We start from the raw sequence: 19,669 nt of genomic DNA, 5'->3' as shown, positions 1-19,669 counted from the left end.
GAGTGAGCATAAGCAAGGATTTTATTGTTGTAAAAGGTGCTAGAGCACATAATTTGAAAAATATTGATGTAACCATTCCGAGAAATCAGCTTGTTGTTGTGACGGGATTGTCTGGTTCAGGGAAATCATCATTAGCGTTTGATACGATTTATGCAGAAGGGCAGCGCAGATACGTAGAATCGTTATCTGCGTATGCGCGTCAGTTTTTAGGACAAATGGATAAGCCGGATGTAGATACGATTGAAGGTTTATCTCCAGCGATTTCAATCGATCAAAAAACGACAAGTCGTAATCCACGTTCAACAGTTGGAACGGTCACGGAGATTTATGATTATTTACGTTTATTATTTGCGCGAATTGGTACGCCAATTTGTCCGAATCATGGTATTGAAATTACATCACAAACAGTAGAGCAGATGGTAGACCGTGTACTTGAATATCCTGAACGTACGAAATTACAAGTGTTAGCTCCTATCGTTTCTGGGCGTAAAGGTGCACATGTGAAAGTGCTTGAAGACATTAAGAAGCAAGGATATGTTCGTGTACGTGTTGATGGTGAAATGCTTGATGTATCTGAAGATATTGCGTTAGATAAAAATAAGAAGCATTCTATTGAAGTTGTAATTGACCGTATTGTTGTAAAAGAAGGGATTGCAGGCCGTCTTGCGGATTCACTTGAAAGTGCATTAAAGCTTGGCGGGGGCCGAGTGTTAATTGATGTAATGGGAGAAGAGGAACTTCTATTTAGTGAACATCATGCTTGTCCGCATTGTGGCTTTTCAATCGGAGAATTAGAGCCGCGCATGTTCTCATTCAATAGTCCATTCGGGGCGTGTCCTTCTTGTGATGGACTTGGTTCAAAGTTAGAGGTGGATTTAGAACTTGTCATTCCGAATTGGGATTTATCATTAAATGAACATGCGATTGCGCCTTGGGAGCCGACAAGCTCACAATATTACCCACAGCTTTTACAATCTGTATGTAATCATTACGGCATTGATATGGATATACCTGTGAAAGATATACCGAAAGATTTATTTGATAAAGTGTTATACGGAAGCGGTGAAGAGAAAGTTTATTTCCGCTATGTAAATGAGTTTGGTCAAGTAAAGGAAAATGAGATTTTATTTGAAGGTGTTATTCCAAATATCGAACGTCGTTATCGTGAAACGAGTTCTGATTATGTCCGTGAGCAAATGGAAAAGTATATGGCAGAGCAAGCTTGTCCGAAGTGTAAAGGTGGACGCTTAAAGCCTGAGAGTTTAGCTGTTTTCGTTGGTGATAAAACGATTGCTGATGTAACGAAGTATTCTGTTCAAGAAGTACAGGAATTCTTCTCGAATGTGGAGCTAACGGAGAAACAACGAACAATTGCTCATTTAATTTTAAGAGAAATCCAGGAGCGCGTTGGATTCTTAGTGAACGTCGGTTTAGATTATTTAACGTTAAGTCGTGCTGCAGGAACTTTATCAGGTGGTGAGGCGCAGCGTATTCGTTTAGCGACACAAATCGGTTCTCGTCTTACTGGCGTACTTTACATTCTTGATGAGCCTTCAATCGGTTTGCATCAGCGCGATAACGATCGTCTTATTCGTACGTTGCAAGAAATGCGCGATTTAGGAAATACGTTAATTGTCGTTGAACATGATGAAGATACGATGATGGCTGCTGATTATTTACTTGATATCGGACCTGGTGCAGGTATTCACGGTGGCCAAGTTGTATCAGCGGGTACACCAGCTGAAGTGATGCAAGATGAGAATTCGCTAACAGGGAAGTATTTAAGCGGTAAAGAGTTTATTCCGGTTCCACTTGAAAGACGTAAAGGTGACGGACGTAAAGTGGAAATTGTCGGTGCAAAAGAGAATAACTTAAAGAATGCAAAGATGTCATTCCCGCTTGGTACGTTTGTAGCGATAACGGGTGTATCTGGATCAGGTAAAAGTACGATGATTAATGAAGTATTATATAAATCGTTAGCGCAAAAGTTATATAAAGCGAAAGCGAAGCCAGGTACTCATAAAGAAATTAAAGGTCTTGAGCATTTAGATAAAGTAATCGATATCGATCAATCGCCAATCGGGCGTACACCACGTTCTAATCCAGCGACGTATACAGGTGTATTCGATGATATTCGTGATGTGTTTGCACAAACGAATGAAGCGAAAGTGCGTGGATATCAAAAAGGACGCTTCAGCTTTAATGTAAAAGGTGGACGTTGTGAAGCGTGCCGTGGTGATGGGATTATTAAAATCGAAATGCACTTCTTACCAGACGTATACGTTCCATGTGAAGTTTGTCATGGGAAACGTTATAACCGCGAAACGTTAGAAGTGAAGTATAAAGATAAGAACATTTCTGAAGTGTTAGGGATGACAATTGAAGATGGAGTAGAGTTCTTCGCTAATATCCCAAAAATTAAGCATAAACTTCAAACGCTTGTAGATGTAGGGCTTGGTTATATGAAATTAGGACAGCCAGCTACTACGTTATCTGGAGGAGAAGCACAGCGCGTGAAATTAGCTTCTGAATTACACCGTCGCTCTACAGGGCGTACGTTATATATTTTAGATGAGCCAACGACGGGTTTGCATGCCCATGATATCGCGCGTCTTCTAGAAGTTCTGCAACGCCTTGTTGAGAGTGGTGAGACAGTACTTGTTATTGAACATAATTTAGATGTAATTAAAACAGCTGATTATATCGTTGACCTTGGACCAGAGGGCGGAGATAAAGGTGGGCAAATCGTTGCTTCCGGAACGCCAGAGCAAGTAGTGAAAGAAGAGCGCTCGTATACAGGTAAGTATTTAAAAGAGATTTTAGTTCGTGATAAAGCAAGAATGAAAGAGAAAATAAAAGAAGTAGAGTTATCTCAATAAGTGTATTACGAAAAACCGAGTGGAAATGACACTCGGTTTTTCGTTCATAGGGGGAGAAGATGGAGTTTACCCCGCATTAACGGGCAGTAGGATCCCCACCTCAAAATTCAGCGGAAGCAAAGCAGTTAGATGGGAGATCAACTGCCCGTAAAAGCCCGATTGGTTCAACTAATAATCAGTGGGAGATGAACAAAACCCCCACTGATTAAAGTTTCACTTTACAGATGTTTTAAGAAAGAAAAACATGAAGGTAAGAGAGTTTCAAAGTTGGGGTGTATATTTTCGGAAGCGCTGGGAGGATCATTTTGCGAATCATTTAAGCGATGAAGAAAAAGAAGATATTTTCCTTTACGGAGATAAGTATGCGTGTGGGTATCTTTGGCGCATATTTAGTTATGAAAAAAAGAAGTGTTTAGAGGGGAAAGAAGCAGAGAACGCGTTTCATAATGAAGTGAAAAAGGATTGCTATATCTTCTATCAACACTGTGATGATGTATTGCTAATAAAAGATGCGAGTTTATTAATTATGGATGATATATTACGTGAAACAGATGATATGTATAAAGGGGATATCTATATTGTAGACAAAGATTTCACTTGGACCTTTGTGAAAACTCATGAACATAGATGGTGTGGCCCTTATTTTGCGGGGGAAATGTTAGTAGGTATACAAGCATGAAGAGTAGAATAAATTGATATAAGTGTTTGTATGATACTTGCGTTTATTATCTATTAGCGTATGATGAAATATATATGTCAAAAGGATGTGTAAGAAAATGAGATGGATTGTATCACTTCTTGTAAATAGCGTTGTGTTAATCGCTGTATCGGGACTTTTAAAAGGGATTGCACCAGACGCGTTTTACGTAGCAAATATACAGACTGCAATTATTGCGAGTATTATCTTGGCTGTTTTAAATGTGTTCGTAAAACCGTTTTTAATTTTAATTACGCTACCGATTACTCTTGTAACTTTCGGGTTCTTCTTAATTGTTATTAATGCGATTACGTTAAAAATAGCAGATTCATTATTAGGAGATGCATTTAATATATCAGGGTTTGGTGTAGCAATCGTTGCGGCAATTTGTATTTCTATTTTTAATATGATTATTGAAAAGGCAATTGTGGAGCCACTATATGAAAAAAAGAGAAAATGACAAAAGGAAAAACATTTCATGATGTATATGAAATGTTTTTTTCTATTTATTAGAAACCGTATTTCTTGTTTCCAGAAAAAAATGGTACAATATCCGGTAGAATGGAATTTTACATCAAATGAGACTGAACCCGCAGCGGAGTGGAGGTTTATACATATGCCGAAAGTAAGGACAAAAGATTTAATTGAACAATTTCAATTGGAGTTAATAAGTGGTGAAGAAGGAATTCATCGTCCGATTGATACAAGTGATTTATCACGACCTGGAATTGAAATGGCAGGGTTTTTTACATATTATCCAGCTGATCGCGTGCAGCTTCTTGGAAAAACGGAGCTTACGTTCTTTGACACATTAACGTCAGAGCAAAAGCAAGAGAGAATGAAAGCGCTTTGTACTGAGGAGACGCCATGTATCATTATAACTCGTAATCAAGATGTACCAGATGAGTTACTGCATGCATCACGTGAATCAGGCATGCCTTTATTACGTTCTGCTCAAACGACAACAAGATTATCAAGTCGTTTAACAAATTATTTAGAAGGTAAGTTAGCACCAACAACAGCTGTACATGGTGTGTTAGTAGATATTTACGGTGTTGGTGTTTTAATTACAGGTCAAAGTGGTGTCGGTAAAAGTGAGACAGCTCTTGAGCTTGTAAAACGTGGTCACCGTCTTGTTGCGGATGATAGTGTAGAAATTCGCCAAGAAGATGAAGACACATTAGTAGGAAGCTCACCAGATTTAATTGAGCATTTATTAGAAATTCGTGGTCTAGGTATCATTAACGTTATGACGTTATTCGGTGCAGGGGCAGTGCGAAATTATAAGCGTATTACACTTGTTATTAATCTTGAAATTTGGGATCAAAAGAAAAATTACGATCGCTTAGGTCTTGATGAAGAGAAGATGAAGATTATTGATACAGAGCTTACGAAGATTACACTTCCAGTTCGTCCTGGTCGAAACTTGGCTGTTATTATTGAAGTAGCAGCGATGAACTTCCGTTTAAAACGTATGGGAGTCAATGCAGCACAACAGTTCTCTGAACGATTAATGAGTGCGATTGAGTTAGGGAATCAGGAGTAAACTTTGGAGAGGGGGGTCATACATATGCTGTTAGGTTCTGTACCACAGCTTGACCGTGTAGCGATTCAACTTGGGCCGTTTCCTGTATATTGGTACGGGATTATTATCGGTACAGGCGTGCTATTAGGTCTTTGGCTAGCAACTCGCGAGGGAGAAAGATTAGGTATTCCAAAAGATACATTTGTTGACCTTGTATTAATTGCAGTACCGATCGCTATTCTATTTGCGAGAATGTACTATGTTATTTTTGAATGGGAATATTACGCGCAAAACCCGAGTCAAATTATTAATATTCGTCAAGGTGGCTTGGCGATTCATGGTGGTTTAATCGGGGCTGTTATTACAGGGATTCTTTTTGCGAAACGACGCGGGGTTTCATTCTGGAAGTTGGCTGATATTGCTGCGCCAAGTATTTTACTAGGACAAGCAATTGGTCGATGGGGAAACTTTATGAACCAAGAGGCGCATGGTGATGAAGTAACGAGACAGTTTTTAGAAGGACTTCATTTACCGGATTTCATTATTAATCAAATGTATATTGAGGGTGTTTACTATCACCCAACGTTTTTATATGAATCATTATGGAATTTTGCAGGTGTCATTTTATTACTTGCATTACGAAAAGTGAATTTACGACGCGGGGAATTATTCTTCACATATTTAATTTGGTATTCAATAGGGCGCTTCTTCGTAGAAGGCTTACGTACAGATAGTTTAATGTTAGGACCACTTCGTATCGCACAAGTAATGTCAATTGGACTTGTTGTTATTTCTATTATTTTCATTATTGTGAGACGAAAAATGGGGCAAGCTGATAAAAGATATTCGGAAAATTAGAGAAAAGTAGCATCTTATTATAAGATGCTGCTTCTTTCATATTCAGGAAAGAGAAGGGGCTAAGGCAATGAAAATAAATACAGTGTTATTTGATTTAGATGGAACTTTAATTAATACAAACGAACTTATTATTTCTTCTTTTTTACATACGTTACATACATATTATCCAAGTCAATATAAGCGTGAAGATGTATTGTCATTTATTGGCCCTTCTTTACATGATACTTTCAGCAAGATTGATGAAAACAAGGTTGAAGAGATGATTACATGTTATCGTCAATTTAACCATGATCATCACGATGAATTAGTGGAAGAATATGAAACTGTATATGAAACAGTTCAAGAGTTGAAGAAGCAAGGCTATAAAGTTGGTATTGTTACAACGAAAGCGAGACAAACAGTTGAGATGGGATTAAAGTTGTCAAAGCTTGATGAATTTTTTGATGTTGTCGTGACAATTGATGATGTAGAGCATGTGAAACCACATCCAGAGCCACTTCAAAAAGCGCTTGAGTTATTGGATGCAAAACCGGAAGAAGCATTGATGGTTGGGGATAATCATCATGATGTTGTCGGCGGACAAAATGCGGGCACGAAAACAGCTGCGGTTTCATGGACGCTGAAAGGTAGAGCGTATTTAGAGGCTTACAAGCCGGACTTTATGTTAGATAAAATGAGTGATTTACTACCGATTTTGTCTAATATGAACCGTTCATAAAGGTCCAAGTAAGTTAGTAGGGGTCTGTTTCTCTACTAACTTACAGTTTCACTTTTTAGTAGAGGGGCGAGCTAAGTGCGACGGACAACGCGCTATCCTGTTTCAGGAGAAAATTCATTATGGAATGTGTATAAAACAGTGTCTTTTTGGAAGGTGATGAAGAACTTTATTATTATAAAAATTGCGCGTTATACGCCATTTTTATCCGTCAAGAATTGGTTGTACCGCACGTTTTTACGGATGAAAGTCGGAGAGAAAACATCATTTGCGCTTATGGTAATGCCGGACATTATGTTCCCAGAAAAGATAACTGTGGGAGAAAATTCGATTATCGGCTATAATACAACGCTTTTAGCACATGAATATTTAATTCGCGAATATCGACTTGGAGAGATCGTCATAGGAAATGAAGTGATGATTGGAGCAAATACAACTATATTACCAGGTGTGGAAATTGGGGATGGCGCGATTATTTCAGCTGGCACACTTGTTCATAGAGATGTACCAAGCGGCGCTTTCGTGGGTGGAAATCCAATGCGTGTTATTTATACGAAAGAAGAAATGGATGCTAGAGAAGGTTGATGCTAAAAATGTAACATTTCTCTTCTTTTTTAATGAATAAAAAGGAAATAATTGAGTATAATATACTGTTTTGTTTTTTACGGAATCGTTTATACTTATAGATAGAAGAATGTGTGAACGAAGAAAACAAAAAACTGGAGGATATATGGGGAAAAATCAAGGAATATATAAGGAGAACGGACAAGTTATCTCTTTTAATCAATTAGCGGACTTCTTTTATAAAAAAGGGATGAGAGCTTACAAAGGGCAAAAATTGCAAGATGCAATTAAATATTTTCGAAGAGCGGCACAAAGTGAGAAGGAGCCGTTTATTTTATGCCAATTAGCAACAGTATTATCTGAGGCTGGTGAATATCAAGAGTCGAATCAAATCTTCTTTAAGCTTGTTAGATCTAATCCAGAACTTGAACAATGCTATTATTTTATTGCAAATAATTATGCATATATGGGGCTATTTCAGCAGGCGAAAAAGTATGCGGATCGCTATTTAGAAGTTGCAGAAGAGAAGGAATTTGTAGAAGATACATTAGAATTACTTGAAATTATGGAAGAAGAAGCGATGGGTGAGGAAGAGATTGAGGATGAAGACGATCTAATTGTTATGCAAGAAGAAGCGAATCGTTATATTCGTAACGGACAATTGGAAGAAGCAATTGCTACATTGGAAATTGTTACAAAAGATTATCCGGAATTTTGGTCGGGTCATAATAATTTAGCCATTGCACATTTTCAATCTGGTAATGTAGATAAAGCTCTGAAGTTAACGGAAATGATTTTAGAGAAAAATCCTGGTAATATACATGCGCTTTGTAATACGCTTATTTTCCTATATTCAATTGGAGAGCATAAACAAGTAGAAGCGTTAGCGGAGCAGTTAGTTTCAGTATATCCGATTTCGTTCGAGCATCGTTTGAAACTTGGAACGACACTTGCAACAATTGGTCATTTTGAGCCTGCATATAAATGGTTCAAAGTATTAAAGCGTCAAGGATATGAGGGAGACGTTAGTTTTTATTATTGGTTTGCATATTCTGCTTATATGGTGAAAGATCAGCAAGTAGCTGAAAAAATGTGGCAGCATGTTGTAGAATTGCACCCTGATAAAAAGGGAAAAGAACCGTGGAATGCGCTGAATTTAGCAGATGAAGGACAAAACGTATTATTTGAAGAATTACGAAAATCATTTCAACAAAGTGCGACGCTAGAGGAACAAATGCTAGCTTTATATTTAATGAATGAATTGTCAACGCCAGAGAAGGTGGGATTCTTCTTTGATGTAACGCAGGCGAAGAACGGTGTTCCAATCGTATCTCAACTTGCAAAGTATTTCTTTTTACTTAATAGCCATAAGAGCATTCCAGCTGATTTACAGCAATTTGAACAGTGCGCGCAAATTGCGGATGCTTTATATAATTATACGAAAAAAGATGATGAATTAATCGAAGAGTGTTTACAATTTTGGTTTTGTACGTTCATACGTTTATATACATCTGGGGCAGTTTTTACAAATGTATACGGCTGGTCAGCTGCGGTTGAATATATTGTACGCAGCGAACAAGGAAATAAGATGACACAGTCGGAGCTTGGGGATGTATATAATGTATCTGTAGCGACTGTTCGAAAGTATGTGCAGGCTGTTAAACGTACGCACACATAGGGTAAGCAAATCATTGGGAAAAAAATGATGCTAACAGTATAATGAGGGTAACTTAATTGTGTAGGAATGAATAGGAGTGAATAGTGTGTCAGAAGAAAAAATTTATGATGTCATTATTATTGGTGCAGGACCAGCTGGTATGACAGCTGCAGTATATACATCTCGTGCGAATTTAAGCACATTAATGCTTGAGCGTGGTATCCCAGGTGGCCAAATGGCAAACACAGAGGATGTAGAGAACTATCCAGGTTATGAGTCTATTTTAGGACCAGACTTATCAAATAAAATGTTCGAGCATGCGAAGAAATTTGGTGCTGAATATGCATACGGTGATGTGAAAGCAGTCATCGATGGTAAAGAATACAAAACAATTATTGCTGGTAAAAAAGAATATAAAGCACGTGCAATTATCGTTGCAAGCGGTGCAGAGTATAAAAAAATTGGTGTGCCAGGCGAAACAGAACTTGGCGGCCGTGGTGTATCATATTGTGCAGTATGTGATGGGGCTTTCTTTAAAGGAAAAGAACTTGTAGTTATTGGTGGTGGAGATTCTGCTGTTGAAGAGGGTGTGTTCTTAACACGCTTCGCATCAAAGGTAACAATCGTTCACCGTCGTGACACTCTTCGTGCACAGAAAATTTTACAAGATCGTGCTTTCCAAAACGAGAAAGTTGATTTCATTTGGAATCACACTATAAAAGAAATTAACGATGCAAATGGTAAAGTGGGAAGCGTAACACTTGTAGACGTAAACAGTGGAGAAGAGAAAGAAGTCAAAACTGATGGCGTGTTCATATACATCGGTATGTTACCACTATCAAAACCATTTGTTGAACTAGGTATTACAAATGAAAATGGTTACCTTGAAACAAATGAGCGTATGGAAACGAAAGTTCCTGGTATTTTCGCCGCTGGAGATGTTCGTGAAAAAATGCTACGTCAAATTGTAACTGCAACAGGTGATGGTAGTATCGCAGCACAAAGTGCACAACATTACGTAGAAGAATTATTAGAAGAACTAAAAACAGTATCAGAAAAATAAGGGATAATATGCCTTTTAAAAAGAAAGCTACCAATAGGAGCTTTCTTCTTTTTTTTGAAAATGTCAAAGTTTTGTCAAAAAATATTAGGATTATAAGCTTTCTTATTGATATACTGGACTTTACGGAAAAATTACTATAAGAAATGAGGAATTTATTCAGTATGGAATGGCGTAATATATATCGTGGATTTTGTATGGGCGTTAGTGATTTAATTCCTGGTGTGAGCGGCGGTACAATCGCTGTTGTGTTAGGGATTTATGAACAATTGCTTGCGGCAATTAGTGGGTTTTTTAGTCGTGAATGGAAAAAACATTTAGGCTTTTTAATTCCCCTTGCAGCTGGTGTGGCAGCAGCGTTTTTAACGTTAAGTCACGTTATTAAATATTTACTTGCAAATCATTATGAACCGACTCAATTTTTCTTCCTCGGTTTAATTATTAGTATATTACCGATGTTAATGAGGGAAGCTGATGCAAAGTCGTCGTTTAAAGGTAAGCACATTGTTTTATTAATAGTTGCAGCAATTCTTGTTGCGATCACAGCTTTCTTTAAACCAGATAAGGCAGCAGATCCAATTACGACGTTAACAATTTTAAATGCAATTGGTTTATTTTTCGCGGGCTGGATGGCTAGTATGGCTATGTTGCTTCCTGGAATTAGCGGATCATTTATTTTATTAATTATTGGTGTGTATCCGACAGCAATTAATGCTTTAACTACACTGAACTTACCTTTAATCGTAGTTATCGGTGCCGGTGTTATGGCGGGGTTTGTTGTAAGTAGTAAAGGAATTAGTTTCTTGTTAGATCGTTATAAAAGTATGACATTTGCGGCAATTATTGGACTTGTTATCGGCTCGATTGTAATTGTGTTCCCTGGTATTCCAACTGGAGGATTTTCAATTATAAGTTCAATTATTACCTTTATTTTAGGATTTGCGATTGTTACTTATTTCGGTAAGAAATAAGGACTTTAATCCCCTTGGCGATAAAAATCGTTAAGGGGATTTTTCATGCTATTCATTGAAAGTCTAGGCATTTACATTGCTTGTTCTAAAAAGCTTTTTTAAAATTGTTGAGTAGCATGTGCTTAGCGAAAGAGGACTGGCTCCTTCGTTGTAGCAAACTGTTTTTGATAGTATAATGAAATGAGTATGCAGTGAGAAATTTACTGCAAGTAGCTGAGGTGAAGAAACATGCAAAGAGTGACAAACTGTGTGTTAATTAGAGATAATGAAGTACTCTTACTCCAAAAACCTCGCCGAAATTGGTGGGTTGCACCAGGCGGGAAAATGGAGCGTGGTGAGACAGTAAGAGATTCCGTTGTTCGCGAGTATCGTGAAGAAACAGGTATTTATTTAAAGAACCCAGCGTTAAAAGGGGTCTTCACCTTTGTCATCCAAGAAGGTGATAAAGTTGTTTCTGAATGGATGATGTTCTCCTTTTTAGCGACAGATTTTGCAGGAGAAAACAAACTAGAGAGCGAAGAAGGCATCATTGGTTGGCATACATTTGACAAAATTGATGATTTAGCAATGGCACCAGGAGATTATCACATTATTGATTATTTAATTAAAGGAAATGGCATAATCTACGGTACATTTGTATATACCCCAGATTTTGAGTTGCTTTCATATCGATTAGATCCGAGTTAAACCGTCAAGGAGAGGATACGATGACAGAGAATAATGATATAAAAATGGTAATTATTACAGGAATGTCTGGAGCTGGAAAGACAGTAGCTTTACAAAGTTTTGAAGATTTAGGATATTTCTGTGTAGATAATTTACCACCGATGTTATTGCCGAAGTTTATTGAACTTATGGCGGATTCAAAAGGGAAAATGAATAAAGTAGCACTTGGTGTTGATTTACGTGGCCGAGAGTTTTTCGAACATTTATGGGGAGCACTTGATGATTTATCAGAACGTACATGGATTATTCCTCATATTTTATTCTTAGATGCGAAAGATGGCACGCTTGTAACTCGTTATAAAGAAACGAGACGTTCGCATCCACTTGCACCTACTGGTTTGCCGTTAAAGGGAATCGAGATGGAGCGTGGCTTATTAACTGATATGAAGGCACGAGCGAATATTGTGCTGGATACATCGGATTTAAAACCGAAAGAATTACGTGAAAAAATTGTTCATCTGTTTTCAACTGAAACTGAGCAAGCATTTCGTGTAAATGTTATGTCATTTGGATTTAAGTACGGTATTCCAATTGATGCAGATTTAGTATTTGATGTTCGTTTTTTACCAAATCCATATTACATTCCACATATGAAGCCATTAACAGGACTAGATGAAGAAGTTTCGTCGTATGTACTGAAATTTAATGAGACACATAAGTTTTTAGAAAAATTGACGGATCTTATTACTTTCATGCTGCCTCATTATAAAAGAGAAGGCAAGAGTCAACTTGTAATTGCAATTGGATGTACAGGTGGACAGCATCGTTCTGTTACGCTTACAGAATACCTTGGGAAACATTTGAAACCAGAGTATAGCGTTCATGTATCTCATCGTGATGTGGAGAAGAGAAAGGGCCATTAAGGGATGAAAAAAGAGAGAAAACCCAAAATTGTTATCATGGGAGGCGGTACTGGACTCTCTGTTTTATTAAGAGGATTAAAACAATATCCGGTTGATATTACAGCAGTTGTTACAATCGCTGATGATGGTGGCAGTTCAGGTAGATTACGTGATGAGCTCGAAATTCCACCCCCAGGTGACATTCGTAACGTACTTGTTGCGTTATCAGATGTAGAGCCGCTGGTGGAAGCTTTATTTCAGCATCGTTTCACAACGGGAGACGGGCTGAAAGGTCATGCGTTAGGAAATTTATTATTAGCGGGTATGACCTCGATTACAGGAGACTTCTTCCATGCGATTACGGAAACGAGTAAAGTGTTAAATGTCAGAGGACGTGTGTTACCTGCAGCGAACCAAAGTGCGGTACTTCATGCGGAACTAGAAGATGGAGAAATTGTAACAGGTGAATCAAAGATTCCTTATTCTGGGAAGAAGATTAACCGCGTCTTTTTAACTCCAGAAGATGTAGAGCCGTTACATGAAACGTTGGCTGAGATTAAACGAGCTGATTTACTTGTTTTTGGTCCAGGAAGTTTGTATACGAGTATATTACCGAATTTAGTTGTTAACAAAATCGGGAACGCTGTTCTTGCTGCAAAAGCGAAGAAGGTATATGTGTGTAATGTTATGACGCAAGCTGGTGAAACGATGGGATATACTGCTTTTGACCATGTGCAGGCGTTACACGATCATTTAGGTAAACCATTTATCGATACTGCAATTGTAAATAACCGTGATATTCCTTGTGAATTACGTCAGTTGTATGAGGAAGAAATGTCGGCACCAGTTGTAGTAGATGAAGAGCGTTTTACAGAGAGCAATATTGATATCATTCAAGATCAATTAGCGAAGTATGATGATCGTGTTGTAAGGCACGATACATTAAAACTAGCTTCTATTTTATATTCACTGTTGTAGATGTGCGTTGCCTCGTTTGAGGTAACGCTCATCATTTCATATAGGACAAGATTTTTGTTCCAAAGTAATCGTATAAGGAGGTGTTGACTGTGTCATTTGCATCAGAAACAAAGAAAGAGCTAACGAATCTTGAGGTGAAGGAATGCTGTGAGAAAGCAGAATTATCAGCGTTACTTCGAATGAACGGATCGCTTTCTTTTTCAAACCGTCGTCTATCTATCGATATTCAAACGGAGAATGCGGCAATCGCAAGAAGGATTTATACGCTTTTGAAAAAAGGATATGACGTGACGGTAGAATTACTTGTTCGTAAAAAAATGCGATTGAAGAAAAATAATGTATATATTGTGCGGCTTGTTGAGAAGTCTCGCGAAATATTAGCTGATCTTCATATTGTTCGAGACGACTTTTCGTTTATCCGAAATATATCACAAGAATTGATTGAGAAGAAATGTTGTAAACGATCGTATTTACGTGGTGCATTTTTAGCAGGTGGTTCAGTAAATAACCCAGAAACATCATCTTATCATTTAGAGGTCTTTTCGTTATATAAGGAACATAATGATGCTATATGTGAATTGATGAACGGATTTGATTTAAATAGTAAGACGTTGGAAAGAAGAAAAGGGTACATTACGTATTTGAAAGAAGCAGAAAAGATTACGGAGTTTTTAAATATTATAGGCGCTCATAATGCACTTTTAAGATTTGAAGACATTCGAATCGTTCGCGATATGCGTAATTCAGTAAATCGTTTAGTGAACTGCGAAACAGCCAATTTAAATAAAACAATTGGTGCAGCGCTAAGGCAGATTGAAAATATCCGTTATATTGATGAGACAGTTGGTCTTGATATATTACCAGATAAACTGCGAGAAATTGCACAATTACGAAGAGATTATCAAGATGTAACATTGAAAGAGTTAGGCGAGATGGTATCCGGGGGGAAAATTAGTAAATCGGGTATTAATCATCGTTTGCGTAAAATCGATGAGATTGCAGAGAAACTACGCGCGGGGGAAGCGGTAGCAAAAAAATAAGAGGTTAAAGGGGAAATGGAGCTGTGGTTCAAAAACGAGTTAAGGTTTCATTAAAAAACGGTTTACAAGCACGTCCGGCTGCGTTGTTTGTACAAGAGGCCAATCGCTTTCATGCGGATATCTTCATCGAGAAAGATGGAAAGACAGTGAATGCAAAGAGCATAATGGGGATTATGAGCTTAGCAATTGGAACTGGTAGCATGATAACAATTACAACAGAAGGTTCAGATGCAGAAGAAGCTTTAGAAGCATTAGCTGCATATATACAATAAGAAGCTATCGCGCATGTGCGATAGCTTTTTTGTTTTGTTGTTTGTTGGGGGGGCGGGTATGTAGGCGGTGCATGCTTGTCGAGGATTGTCGGTAAGTCGATAAGTTGTGTCGAATCGTCGATATATTAAAATAATCGCCGATATAATTGGAGTTACGGTCGATATATTTGAAAAATCGTTGATATATTTAGAAGGATACTAGCTGGGGTATGCACGTGCGGAGGTTTAATCATAAAAAAAGCGCCCTGTAAGAGGGCGCTTCCGCTTTTAGTTGTATCTAGCTCCAGCGGCTAGAATGGTCGGTGGCTTCGCTTCTTCCGACGAGGTAAAAAGCACCTCTTTGTCAGAAGCTCCATCCTCCTCCCATTCTAAACGAGCCGCTTCCGCTTTTAGTTGTATCTAGCTCCAGCGGCTAGAATCTCCGGTCGTTTCACCCCTTCATTCGAGGCAAAAAGCGCCTCGGAATCAGGGGCTCCATCGCCCTGCGATTCTAAACGAGCCGCTTCCGCTTTTAAGTATTAACGATTTGTAAAGATCTTATCGATTAAGCCGTATTCTAGAGCTCTTTCAGCTGTCATGAAGTTGTCGCGGTCTGTGTCGCGTTGTAGTACTTCAAGTGGTTGACCTGTGCGGTCAGCAAGAATTTGGTTTAGTTTTTCACGTAAGAATAGGATACGTTTTGCAGCGATTTCGATTTCAGTCGCTTGACCTTGTGCTCCGCCAAGTGGTTGGTGAATCATTACTTCACTGTTTGGAAGTGCATAACGTTTTCCTTTTTCACCTGCTGCAAGTAAGAATGCACCCATAGATGCAGCCATACCGATACAGATTGTTGATACTTGTGGTTTAATAAATTGCATTGTATCGTAAATTGCCATACCTGCTGTGATAGAACCACCAGGGCTATTGATGTAGATGTGAATATCTTTTTCTGGATCTTGAGATTCCAAGAATAAAAGCTGGGAAACGATTGAGTTAGCTACGTTGTCATCAATTGCACTACCAAGCATAATGATGCGGTCTTTTAATAGTCGAGAGTAAATATCGTAAGCGCGTTCTCCACGATTTGTTTGTTCAATTACTGTAGGAATTAAATTCATCTGTTATTTCCTCCTTCTAAAGCTTTCTTAGTCTTATAATACAATTATGGTCAATAAAGGTCAAACGAAACCACTTTAAATCAAAAAAATATGTAGTTGTACCATGAATTATTCGCTATGTTTTTGAAATTCCCTGCTTATGTATCTTCAACATCATAACCGAATTACATAAATTTAAACGTCATGAAATCTGTAGTAAAAAGAAAAGAACGCCTTTTTAATGAAGCGTTCTTGTGATATCTATTCTTTTAAAAGATAGGTTACTTTATTTAAAATCTTTTCGATGTGTTTCGCGTTTTTACTATACATTTCGCTTGCTGATTTCGACTTTGTTTCTAGGGAAAATAGTTCAAGATCAGCATGACATTTTTTTAAAGATGCTAATAATAAAGGCTTGTTTTGAGGAGAGGGCATTTGTAGTTTGTCATTATAAATGTCGATAGTAAGTTGTCCGTATGAATCCACTTGACCGAGAAAGACATTTTCAATAACAACACCGAGCTTTTCTAGTTCAGAATGTAACCAAGCGCGGTTATGTCCACTAGAGGATAGAGGTTCATCTAAGACATTGCCATCCATAATAACAGTTTGTGGTTCTTTTTCATTCGGTACTTTTAACCCGATGTCTTTTGCTGTAAGTGGCTGAGAATCTTTCTTTAATAATACATTTAATTCTCCGCTCGGTTCTAAGACAGCAAATTCGACTTCAGCTATACTGAATGCACCATTTCCTCTAAGAAGTTCAAGTAACTCATCACTTGTGTATTTTTCTTTCTTTAAATTATCCTCAAGTACTTTGCCATCTTTTATTAACACTGTAGATTTTCCTTCAAAAAAATCTCTAGCAGTTTTGTTTTTCAAGGAAAGAATTCCAACGAAAAAAGGTACCGAGGCGAAAATAAGTATCGCAAAGACGCCGTGGAAAAATTTTGAATCGAGCCCCGTAGATACTTGGGCAGCGATGTCACCGATTGTCATTCCGGCTATGTATTCAAAAAAGGAGAGCTGAGAGATTTGTCTTTTCCCTAACCATTTCGTAATAGCGAATAAAATAATTAATATGAATACAGAGCGAAGAATGACAAGTGTCCATTCCGGCAGGTGAGACATAGTCATTTCCTCCAGTCTACTTAAAACCCTTTATATTGAGGTTCTTCACGTTCTAATAATGAAACTCTATTCTGTAAATCAGCGATGATGCTGTCCATTTTTAACATACATTCATGAAATACGCGTTTTGATTCCGCGTCCTGTGAATGTAGTGAAAGGGAGCTTAAACTTGCTTGAGCGCCCCTTACACTAGCAAGGCAGGTTTTAACGCTCGCGATAACTGTCATACAAACACCTCTTATCCTTTCGGTTTGAATAGTAATGCACCAATGAATCCGAATATGATAGCAGCTGAAATACCAGCGCTTGTTACTTTAAACATTCCGGTAATGACGCCAACGATGCCGTGTTTTGCAGCTTCTTCCATTGCGCCGTGAACGAGGGCATTACCGAAACTTGTAATAGGTACAGTTGCCCCGGCTCCAGCAAAGTCGATTAATGGTTCATACAGGTTGAATCCGTCCAGTATAGCACCGGCAACAACGAGTGTTGCCATTGTATGAGCGGGTGTTAGCTTGCCAACATCAAACATAAGTTGGCCAATTACACATATGAGTCCGCCGATGACGAAAGCCCAGAAAAAAATCATTGCGTTGCACCTCCAAATTCAATCGAAACGGCGTGAGCGATACACGGAATCGTTTCTTCTTGTTGGAATGTAAGTGGAGATAGTAAAGCGCCTGTCGCAACGACAAGTATTTTTTTGAATTCTCCTCTTTTCATTCGGTTTAATAAATGACCGTACACGACTGTTGCGGAACATCCCGGTCCGCTAGCACCAGCTATGACAGGTTGCCCTTCTCTATAAATGAGTATGCCGCAATCTTGAAACTGTTCGCTCGTTACTTTTGTTCCGTGTTTATGTAGTAAGTCATAAGCAATTTCGCGACCGACATGTCCAAGATCACCTGTTACAATTAAGTCGTAATAAGAGGCGTCAATTTGTCGTTCGCGTAAATGGGCCTCAATCGTATCGACAGCTGCTGGGGCCATCGCACCACCCATATTAAAAGGATCTGTTAATCCCATATCAATCACTCGTCCGATTGTTGCAGATGTTACTCTAGGACCATGTCCAGTGTCACTTAAAATGGCCGCACCTGCCCCGGTTACTGTCCATTGTGCGGTAGGAGGTTTTTGACCGCCGTATTCAGTTGGATATCGGAACTGCTTCTCTACAGCAGCGTTATGACTAGATGCCCCGGTTAATAAATATTTTGCGCCTTTTGCATTTACAATACTTGCCCCGAGTGCCAATCCTTCCATAGAAGTAGAACAAGCGCCAAATAATCCGAGATATGGTGTTCCGAGTGTACGGCAGGCAAAGCTTGTTGGAGTGATTTGATTAATTAAATCTCCTGCAAGTACGAATTGAATATCGTCTTTACGAAGTTTGGCTTTTTCAGTAGCGCGACTACAAGCTTCTTCGAATAAAATTTTATGGGCTTTTTCATAGGAATCCTGTCCGAGCCATAAATCTTCATGAAGGATATCGAAGTCTTCTGGAATGTTTCCTTTTGCTTCAAACGGTCCACCAACGATTCCTGTCGAAATAATAACGGGTTTATTTTCAAATACCCATGTTCGGTGTCCTTGTAACATTTATAGCCCTCCCCATTGAACGAGAATCGTTTTAATAAGTGCGATGACGAAAGCTGAAAATACACCAAACAAAATAACAGAGCCGGCTAATTTAAACATATTTCCTCCTACGCCGAGTACGAACCCTTCTGTTCGGTGTTCGATACATGCGGCAATAACAGAGTTACCAAAGCCAGTAACGGGTACAGCTGTGCCTGCTCCAGCAAACTGCCCAAAGCGGTCATATATACCGAAACCAGTTAGTAACATGGAAATGAAAATGAGAGTTGCGACTGTTGGATTTCCTGCTGAACGCTCAGTGAAATCAAAATATGTGATATAAAACGTAGAAATGAGTTGTCCGATGAAGCAAATAAAACCACCGACGAAAAAGGCTTTAATACAATTTTTCAAGACAGGGCGCTTCGGTTCGCGTTCTTGCTCGAATTTTTTATACTCTTGTTGCACAGGGGTTAAGTTCTTATCTTTACTAGACATTGCGATCCTTCCTTTTCTATTAAAAAGCGTTAAGTGTTAGACTCCATTTTTTTCCCAATGAGTTTTAATTGCTTATTGATCTCGTCTTTAGATACTTCTTTTTTCTTAATTTTGCTCTCAAGCTTTTCGAGTAACATAAAGATTTTTTTATCAGTACTTACACGAACATCGAAAGTAGGATGCTCATCACTTAGCTGCTTTTGAAGCTTCTTACGCAGAGGCTTTAATCCAAACCTTTCGTGATGCTCAGGTAGAACTGCTATGTAGAGATCCAAATTTGAATTCACTGCTGTGCTTTTTGTAATTTCATCCATAGCGAGAGCCCTTTTCTTGGCTCCTTGTGATATAGATTGATTAAAGGATTCCGTACTCGTCTTTGTTAGTTTGGGACCTTTTTCTTTCTCCGTTCGTTTTGCTTCTTCCTTCACTTTTTTATCTAAGGGACTATTATCACATCCGGTAAAAGAGCTAAATAGAAGGGCAAATAATGCGGTTATGAGACCGAGTTTTCGCATGATTATCATTCCATTTCTATTGCAATATGTAATGTGATAGAAAAAGGATGACTGCATATCATCCTTTTTCTATTTCACAGC

The 19,669-nt window shown here is 38.4% G+C and carries 22 protein-coding genes; 15 read left to right on the top strand and 7 right to left on the bottom strand.

What is annotated here, in order from left to right; genetic code table 11:
• The first annotated feature begins 8 nt into the window (after positions 1-8).
• The 15 genes from uvrA to QCI41_RS16275 all read left to right on the top strand — a co-directional run bounded on the left by uvrA (position 9) and on the right by QCI41_RS16275 (position 14,784).
• On the top strand, positions 9-2,879 hold the full coding sequence (gene uvrA / locus QCI41_RS16345) for an excinuclease ABC subunit UvrA (RefSeq protein ID WP_353838823.1): 2,871 nt from the start codon (positions 9-11) through the stop codon (positions 2,877-2,879).
• Between the two features lie 244 nt (positions 2,880-3,123).
• Positions 3,124-3,558, top strand: coding sequence for a DUF4275 family protein (locus tag QCI41_RS16340; protein ID WP_353837098.1), 435 nt, complete (start codon positions 3,124-3,126; stop codon positions 3,556-3,558).
• Between the two features lie 97 nt (positions 3,559-3,655).
• A complete protein-coding gene (locus tag QCI41_RS16335) occupies positions 3,656-4,036 on the top strand; it encodes a phage holin family protein (RefSeq protein WP_001267307.1) in 381 nt (126 codons plus the stop codon).
• A 156-nt stretch (positions 4,037-4,192) separates the two neighbouring features.
• Positions 4,193-5,122 carry an HPr(Ser) kinase/phosphatase gene (gene hprK, locus QCI41_RS16330; RefSeq protein WP_001127245.1) on the top strand — a complete coding sequence of 310 codons (930 nt, stop codon included), beginning with the start codon at positions 4,193-4,195 and terminating at the stop codon, positions 5,120-5,122.
• 24 nt (positions 5,123-5,146) lie between these two features.
• A complete protein-coding gene (gene lgt / locus QCI41_RS16325) occupies positions 5,147-5,959 on the top strand; it encodes a prolipoprotein diacylglyceryl transferase (protein ID WP_000924234.1) in 813 nt (270 codons plus the stop codon).
• Positions 5,960-6,026: 67 nt separating this feature from the next.
• Entirely contained in the window at positions 6,027-6,677 is a 651-nt protein-coding gene (ppaX, locus tag QCI41_RS16320) for a pyrophosphatase PpaX (protein WP_353837099.1), read from the top strand.
• Positions 6,678-6,752: 75 nt separating this feature from the next.
• Positions 6,753-7,259, top strand: a complete 507-nt coding sequence (locus QCI41_RS16315) for an acyltransferase (protein WP_353837100.1) — start codon at positions 6,753-6,755, stop codon at positions 7,257-7,259.
• Positions 7,260-7,404: 145 nt separating this feature from the next.
• Positions 7,405-8,916, top strand: a complete 1,512-nt coding sequence (locus QCI41_RS16310) for a tetratricopeptide repeat protein (protein WP_000517701.1) — start codon at positions 7,405-7,407, stop codon at positions 8,914-8,916.
• An 85-nt stretch (positions 8,917-9,001) separates the two neighbouring features.
• Positions 9,002-9,958 (top strand): thioredoxin-disulfide reductase, encoded by a 957-nt coding sequence (trxB, locus tag QCI41_RS16305; protein ID WP_001288065.1) that lies wholly within the window; start codon positions 9,002-9,004, stop codon positions 9,956-9,958.
• A gap of 161 nt (positions 9,959-10,119) precedes the next feature.
• Positions 10,120-10,926, top strand: a complete 807-nt coding sequence (locus QCI41_RS16300) for a DUF368 domain-containing protein (protein ID WP_000455195.1) — start codon at positions 10,120-10,122, stop codon at positions 10,924-10,926.
• 228 nt (positions 10,927-11,154) lie between these two features.
• A complete protein-coding gene (locus QCI41_RS16295) occupies positions 11,155-11,613 on the top strand; it encodes an NUDIX hydrolase (RefSeq protein WP_001190080.1) in 459 nt (152 codons plus the stop codon).
• A 20-nt stretch (positions 11,614-11,633) separates the two neighbouring features.
• Positions 11,634-12,515 (top strand): RNase adapter RapZ, encoded by an 882-nt coding sequence (gene rapZ, locus QCI41_RS16290; RefSeq protein ID WP_000138461.1) that lies wholly within the window; start codon positions 11,634-11,636, stop codon positions 12,513-12,515.
• 3 nt (positions 12,516-12,518) lie between these two features.
• Positions 12,519-13,472: a gluconeogenesis factor YvcK family protein gene (locus QCI41_RS16285; RefSeq protein WP_353837101.1), complete on the top strand. Its 954-nt coding sequence runs from the start codon at positions 12,519-12,521 to the stop codon at positions 13,470-13,472.
• Between the two features lie 89 nt (positions 13,473-13,561).
• The gene (gene whiA, locus QCI41_RS16280) at positions 13,562-14,512 is read left to right on the top strand and encodes a DNA-binding protein WhiA (protein WP_000006567.1); all 951 of its coding nucleotides are present in this window, start codon (positions 13,562-13,564) and stop codon (positions 14,510-14,512) included.
• A 23-nt stretch (positions 14,513-14,535) separates the two neighbouring features.
• A complete protein-coding gene (locus tag QCI41_RS16275) occupies positions 14,536-14,784 on the top strand; it encodes an HPr family phosphocarrier protein (RefSeq protein ID WP_000250305.1) in 249 nt (82 codons plus the stop codon).
• Between the two features lie 518 nt (positions 14,785-15,302).
• Here the strand turns inward: QCI41_RS16275 and clpP are convergent.
• The 7 genes from clpP to QCI41_RS16240 form a co-directional block, all read right to left on the bottom strand.
• Complete coding sequence (clpP, locus tag QCI41_RS16270) at positions 15,303-15,884, bottom strand: ATP-dependent Clp endopeptidase proteolytic subunit ClpP (RefSeq protein WP_001049163.1); 582 nt, start codon at positions 15,882-15,884, stop codon at positions 15,303-15,305.
• A gap of 240 nt (positions 15,885-16,124) precedes the next feature.
• Positions 16,125-16,994, bottom strand: coding sequence for a DUF421 domain-containing protein (locus QCI41_RS16265; RefSeq protein WP_000018900.1), 870 nt, complete (start codon positions 16,992-16,994; stop codon positions 16,125-16,127).
• Between the two features lie 20 nt (positions 16,995-17,014).
• Positions 17,015-17,221 (bottom strand): DUF1657 domain-containing protein, encoded by a 207-nt coding sequence (locus QCI41_RS16260; RefSeq protein ID WP_353837102.1) that lies wholly within the window; start codon positions 17,219-17,221, stop codon positions 17,015-17,017.
• A gap of 11 nt (positions 17,222-17,232) precedes the next feature.
• A complete protein-coding gene (gene spoVAE, locus QCI41_RS16255) occupies positions 17,233-17,583 on the bottom strand; it encodes a stage V sporulation protein AE (protein ID WP_000575918.1) in 351 nt (116 codons plus the stop codon).
• The gene (gene spoVAD, locus QCI41_RS16250; protein WP_353837103.1) at positions 17,580-18,596 is read right to left on the bottom strand and encodes a stage V sporulation protein AD; all 1,017 of its coding nucleotides are present in this window, start codon (positions 18,594-18,596) and stop codon (positions 17,580-17,582) included. Before spoVAD ends, spoVAE begins: the two co-directional genes overlap by 4 nt.
• Positions 18,597-19,073: a stage V sporulation protein AC gene (gene spoVAC / locus QCI41_RS16245; RefSeq protein WP_000095399.1), complete on the bottom strand. Its 477-nt coding sequence runs from the start codon at positions 19,071-19,073 to the stop codon at positions 18,597-18,599.
• Positions 19,074-19,102: 29 nt separating this feature from the next.
• A complete protein-coding gene (locus QCI41_RS16240; RefSeq protein WP_046955592.1) occupies positions 19,103-19,588 on the bottom strand; it encodes a YhcN/YlaJ family sporulation lipoprotein in 486 nt (161 codons plus the stop codon).
• Positions 19,589-19,669 lie beyond the last annotated feature (81 nt).

It is taken from the genome of Bacillus cereus group sp. MG4 (genome assembly GCF_040460055.1).
GTDB classification, from domain to species: domain Bacteria; phylum Bacillota; class Bacilli; order Bacillales; family Bacillaceae_G; genus Bacillus_A; species Bacillus_A wiedmannii.
The sequence above is the reverse complement of the archived record's forward strand: the minus strand, read 5'-3'. Positions and strand labels throughout refer to the sequence as shown.

Bases quoted from the DNA above. Each gene is read 5' to 3' on its own strand.
- QCI41_RS16285 (WP_353837101.1), top strand. From the start codon at position 12,519: ATGAAAAAAGAGAGAAAACCCAAAATTGTTATCATGGGAGGCGGTACT.
- QCI41_RS16265 (WP_000018900.1), bottom strand. From the start codon at position 16,994: ATGTCTCACCTGCCGGAATGGACACTTGTCATTCTTCGCTCTGTATTC.
- lgt (WP_000924234.1), top strand. From the start codon at position 5,147: ATGCTGTTAGGTTCTGTACCACAGCTTGACCGTGTAGCGATTCAACTT.
- rapZ (WP_000138461.1), top strand. From the start codon at position 11,634: ATGACAGAGAATAATGATATAAAAATGGTAATTATTACAGGAATGTCT.
- QCI41_RS16300 (WP_000455195.1), top strand. From the start codon at position 10,120: ATGGAATGGCGTAATATATATCGTGGATTTTGTATGGGCGTTAGTGAT.
- QCI41_RS16335 (WP_001267307.1), top strand. From the start codon at position 3,656: ATGAGATGGATTGTATCACTTCTTGTAAATAGCGTTGTGTTAATCGCT.
- QCI41_RS16240 (WP_046955592.1), bottom strand. From the start codon at position 19,588: ATGCGAAAACTCGGTCTCATAACCGCATTATTTGCCCTTCTATTTAGC.
- spoVAD (WP_353837103.1), bottom strand. From the start codon at position 18,596: ATGTTACAAGGACACCGAACATGGGTATTTGAAAATAAACCCGTTATT.
- spoVAC (WP_000095399.1), bottom strand. From the start codon at position 19,073: ATGTCTAGTAAAGATAAGAACTTAACCCCTGTGCAACAAGAGTATAAA.
- spoVAE (WP_000575918.1), bottom strand. From the start codon at position 17,583: ATGATTTTTTTCTGGGCTTTCGTCATCGGCGGACTCATATGTGTAATT.
- hprK (WP_001127245.1), top strand. From the start codon at position 4,193: ATGCCGAAAGTAAGGACAAAAGATTTAATTGAACAATTTCAATTGGAG.
- QCI41_RS16260 (WP_353837102.1), bottom strand. From the start codon at position 17,221: ATGACAGTTATCGCGAGCGTTAAAACCTGCCTTGCTAGTGTAAGGGGC.
- clpP (WP_001049163.1), bottom strand. From the start codon at position 15,884: ATGAATTTAATTCCTACAGTAATTGAACAAACAAATCGTGGAGAACGC.
- QCI41_RS16295 (WP_001190080.1), top strand. From the start codon at position 11,155: ATGCAAAGAGTGACAAACTGTGTGTTAATTAGAGATAATGAAGTACTC.
- QCI41_RS16340 (WP_353837098.1), top strand. From the start codon at position 3,124: ATGAAGGTAAGAGAGTTTCAAAGTTGGGGTGTATATTTTCGGAAGCGC.
- ppaX (WP_353837099.1), top strand. From the start codon at position 6,027: ATGAAAATAAATACAGTGTTATTTGATTTAGATGGAACTTTAATTAAT.
- QCI41_RS16310 (WP_000517701.1), top strand. From the start codon at position 7,405: ATGGGGAAAAATCAAGGAATATATAAGGAGAACGGACAAGTTATCTCT.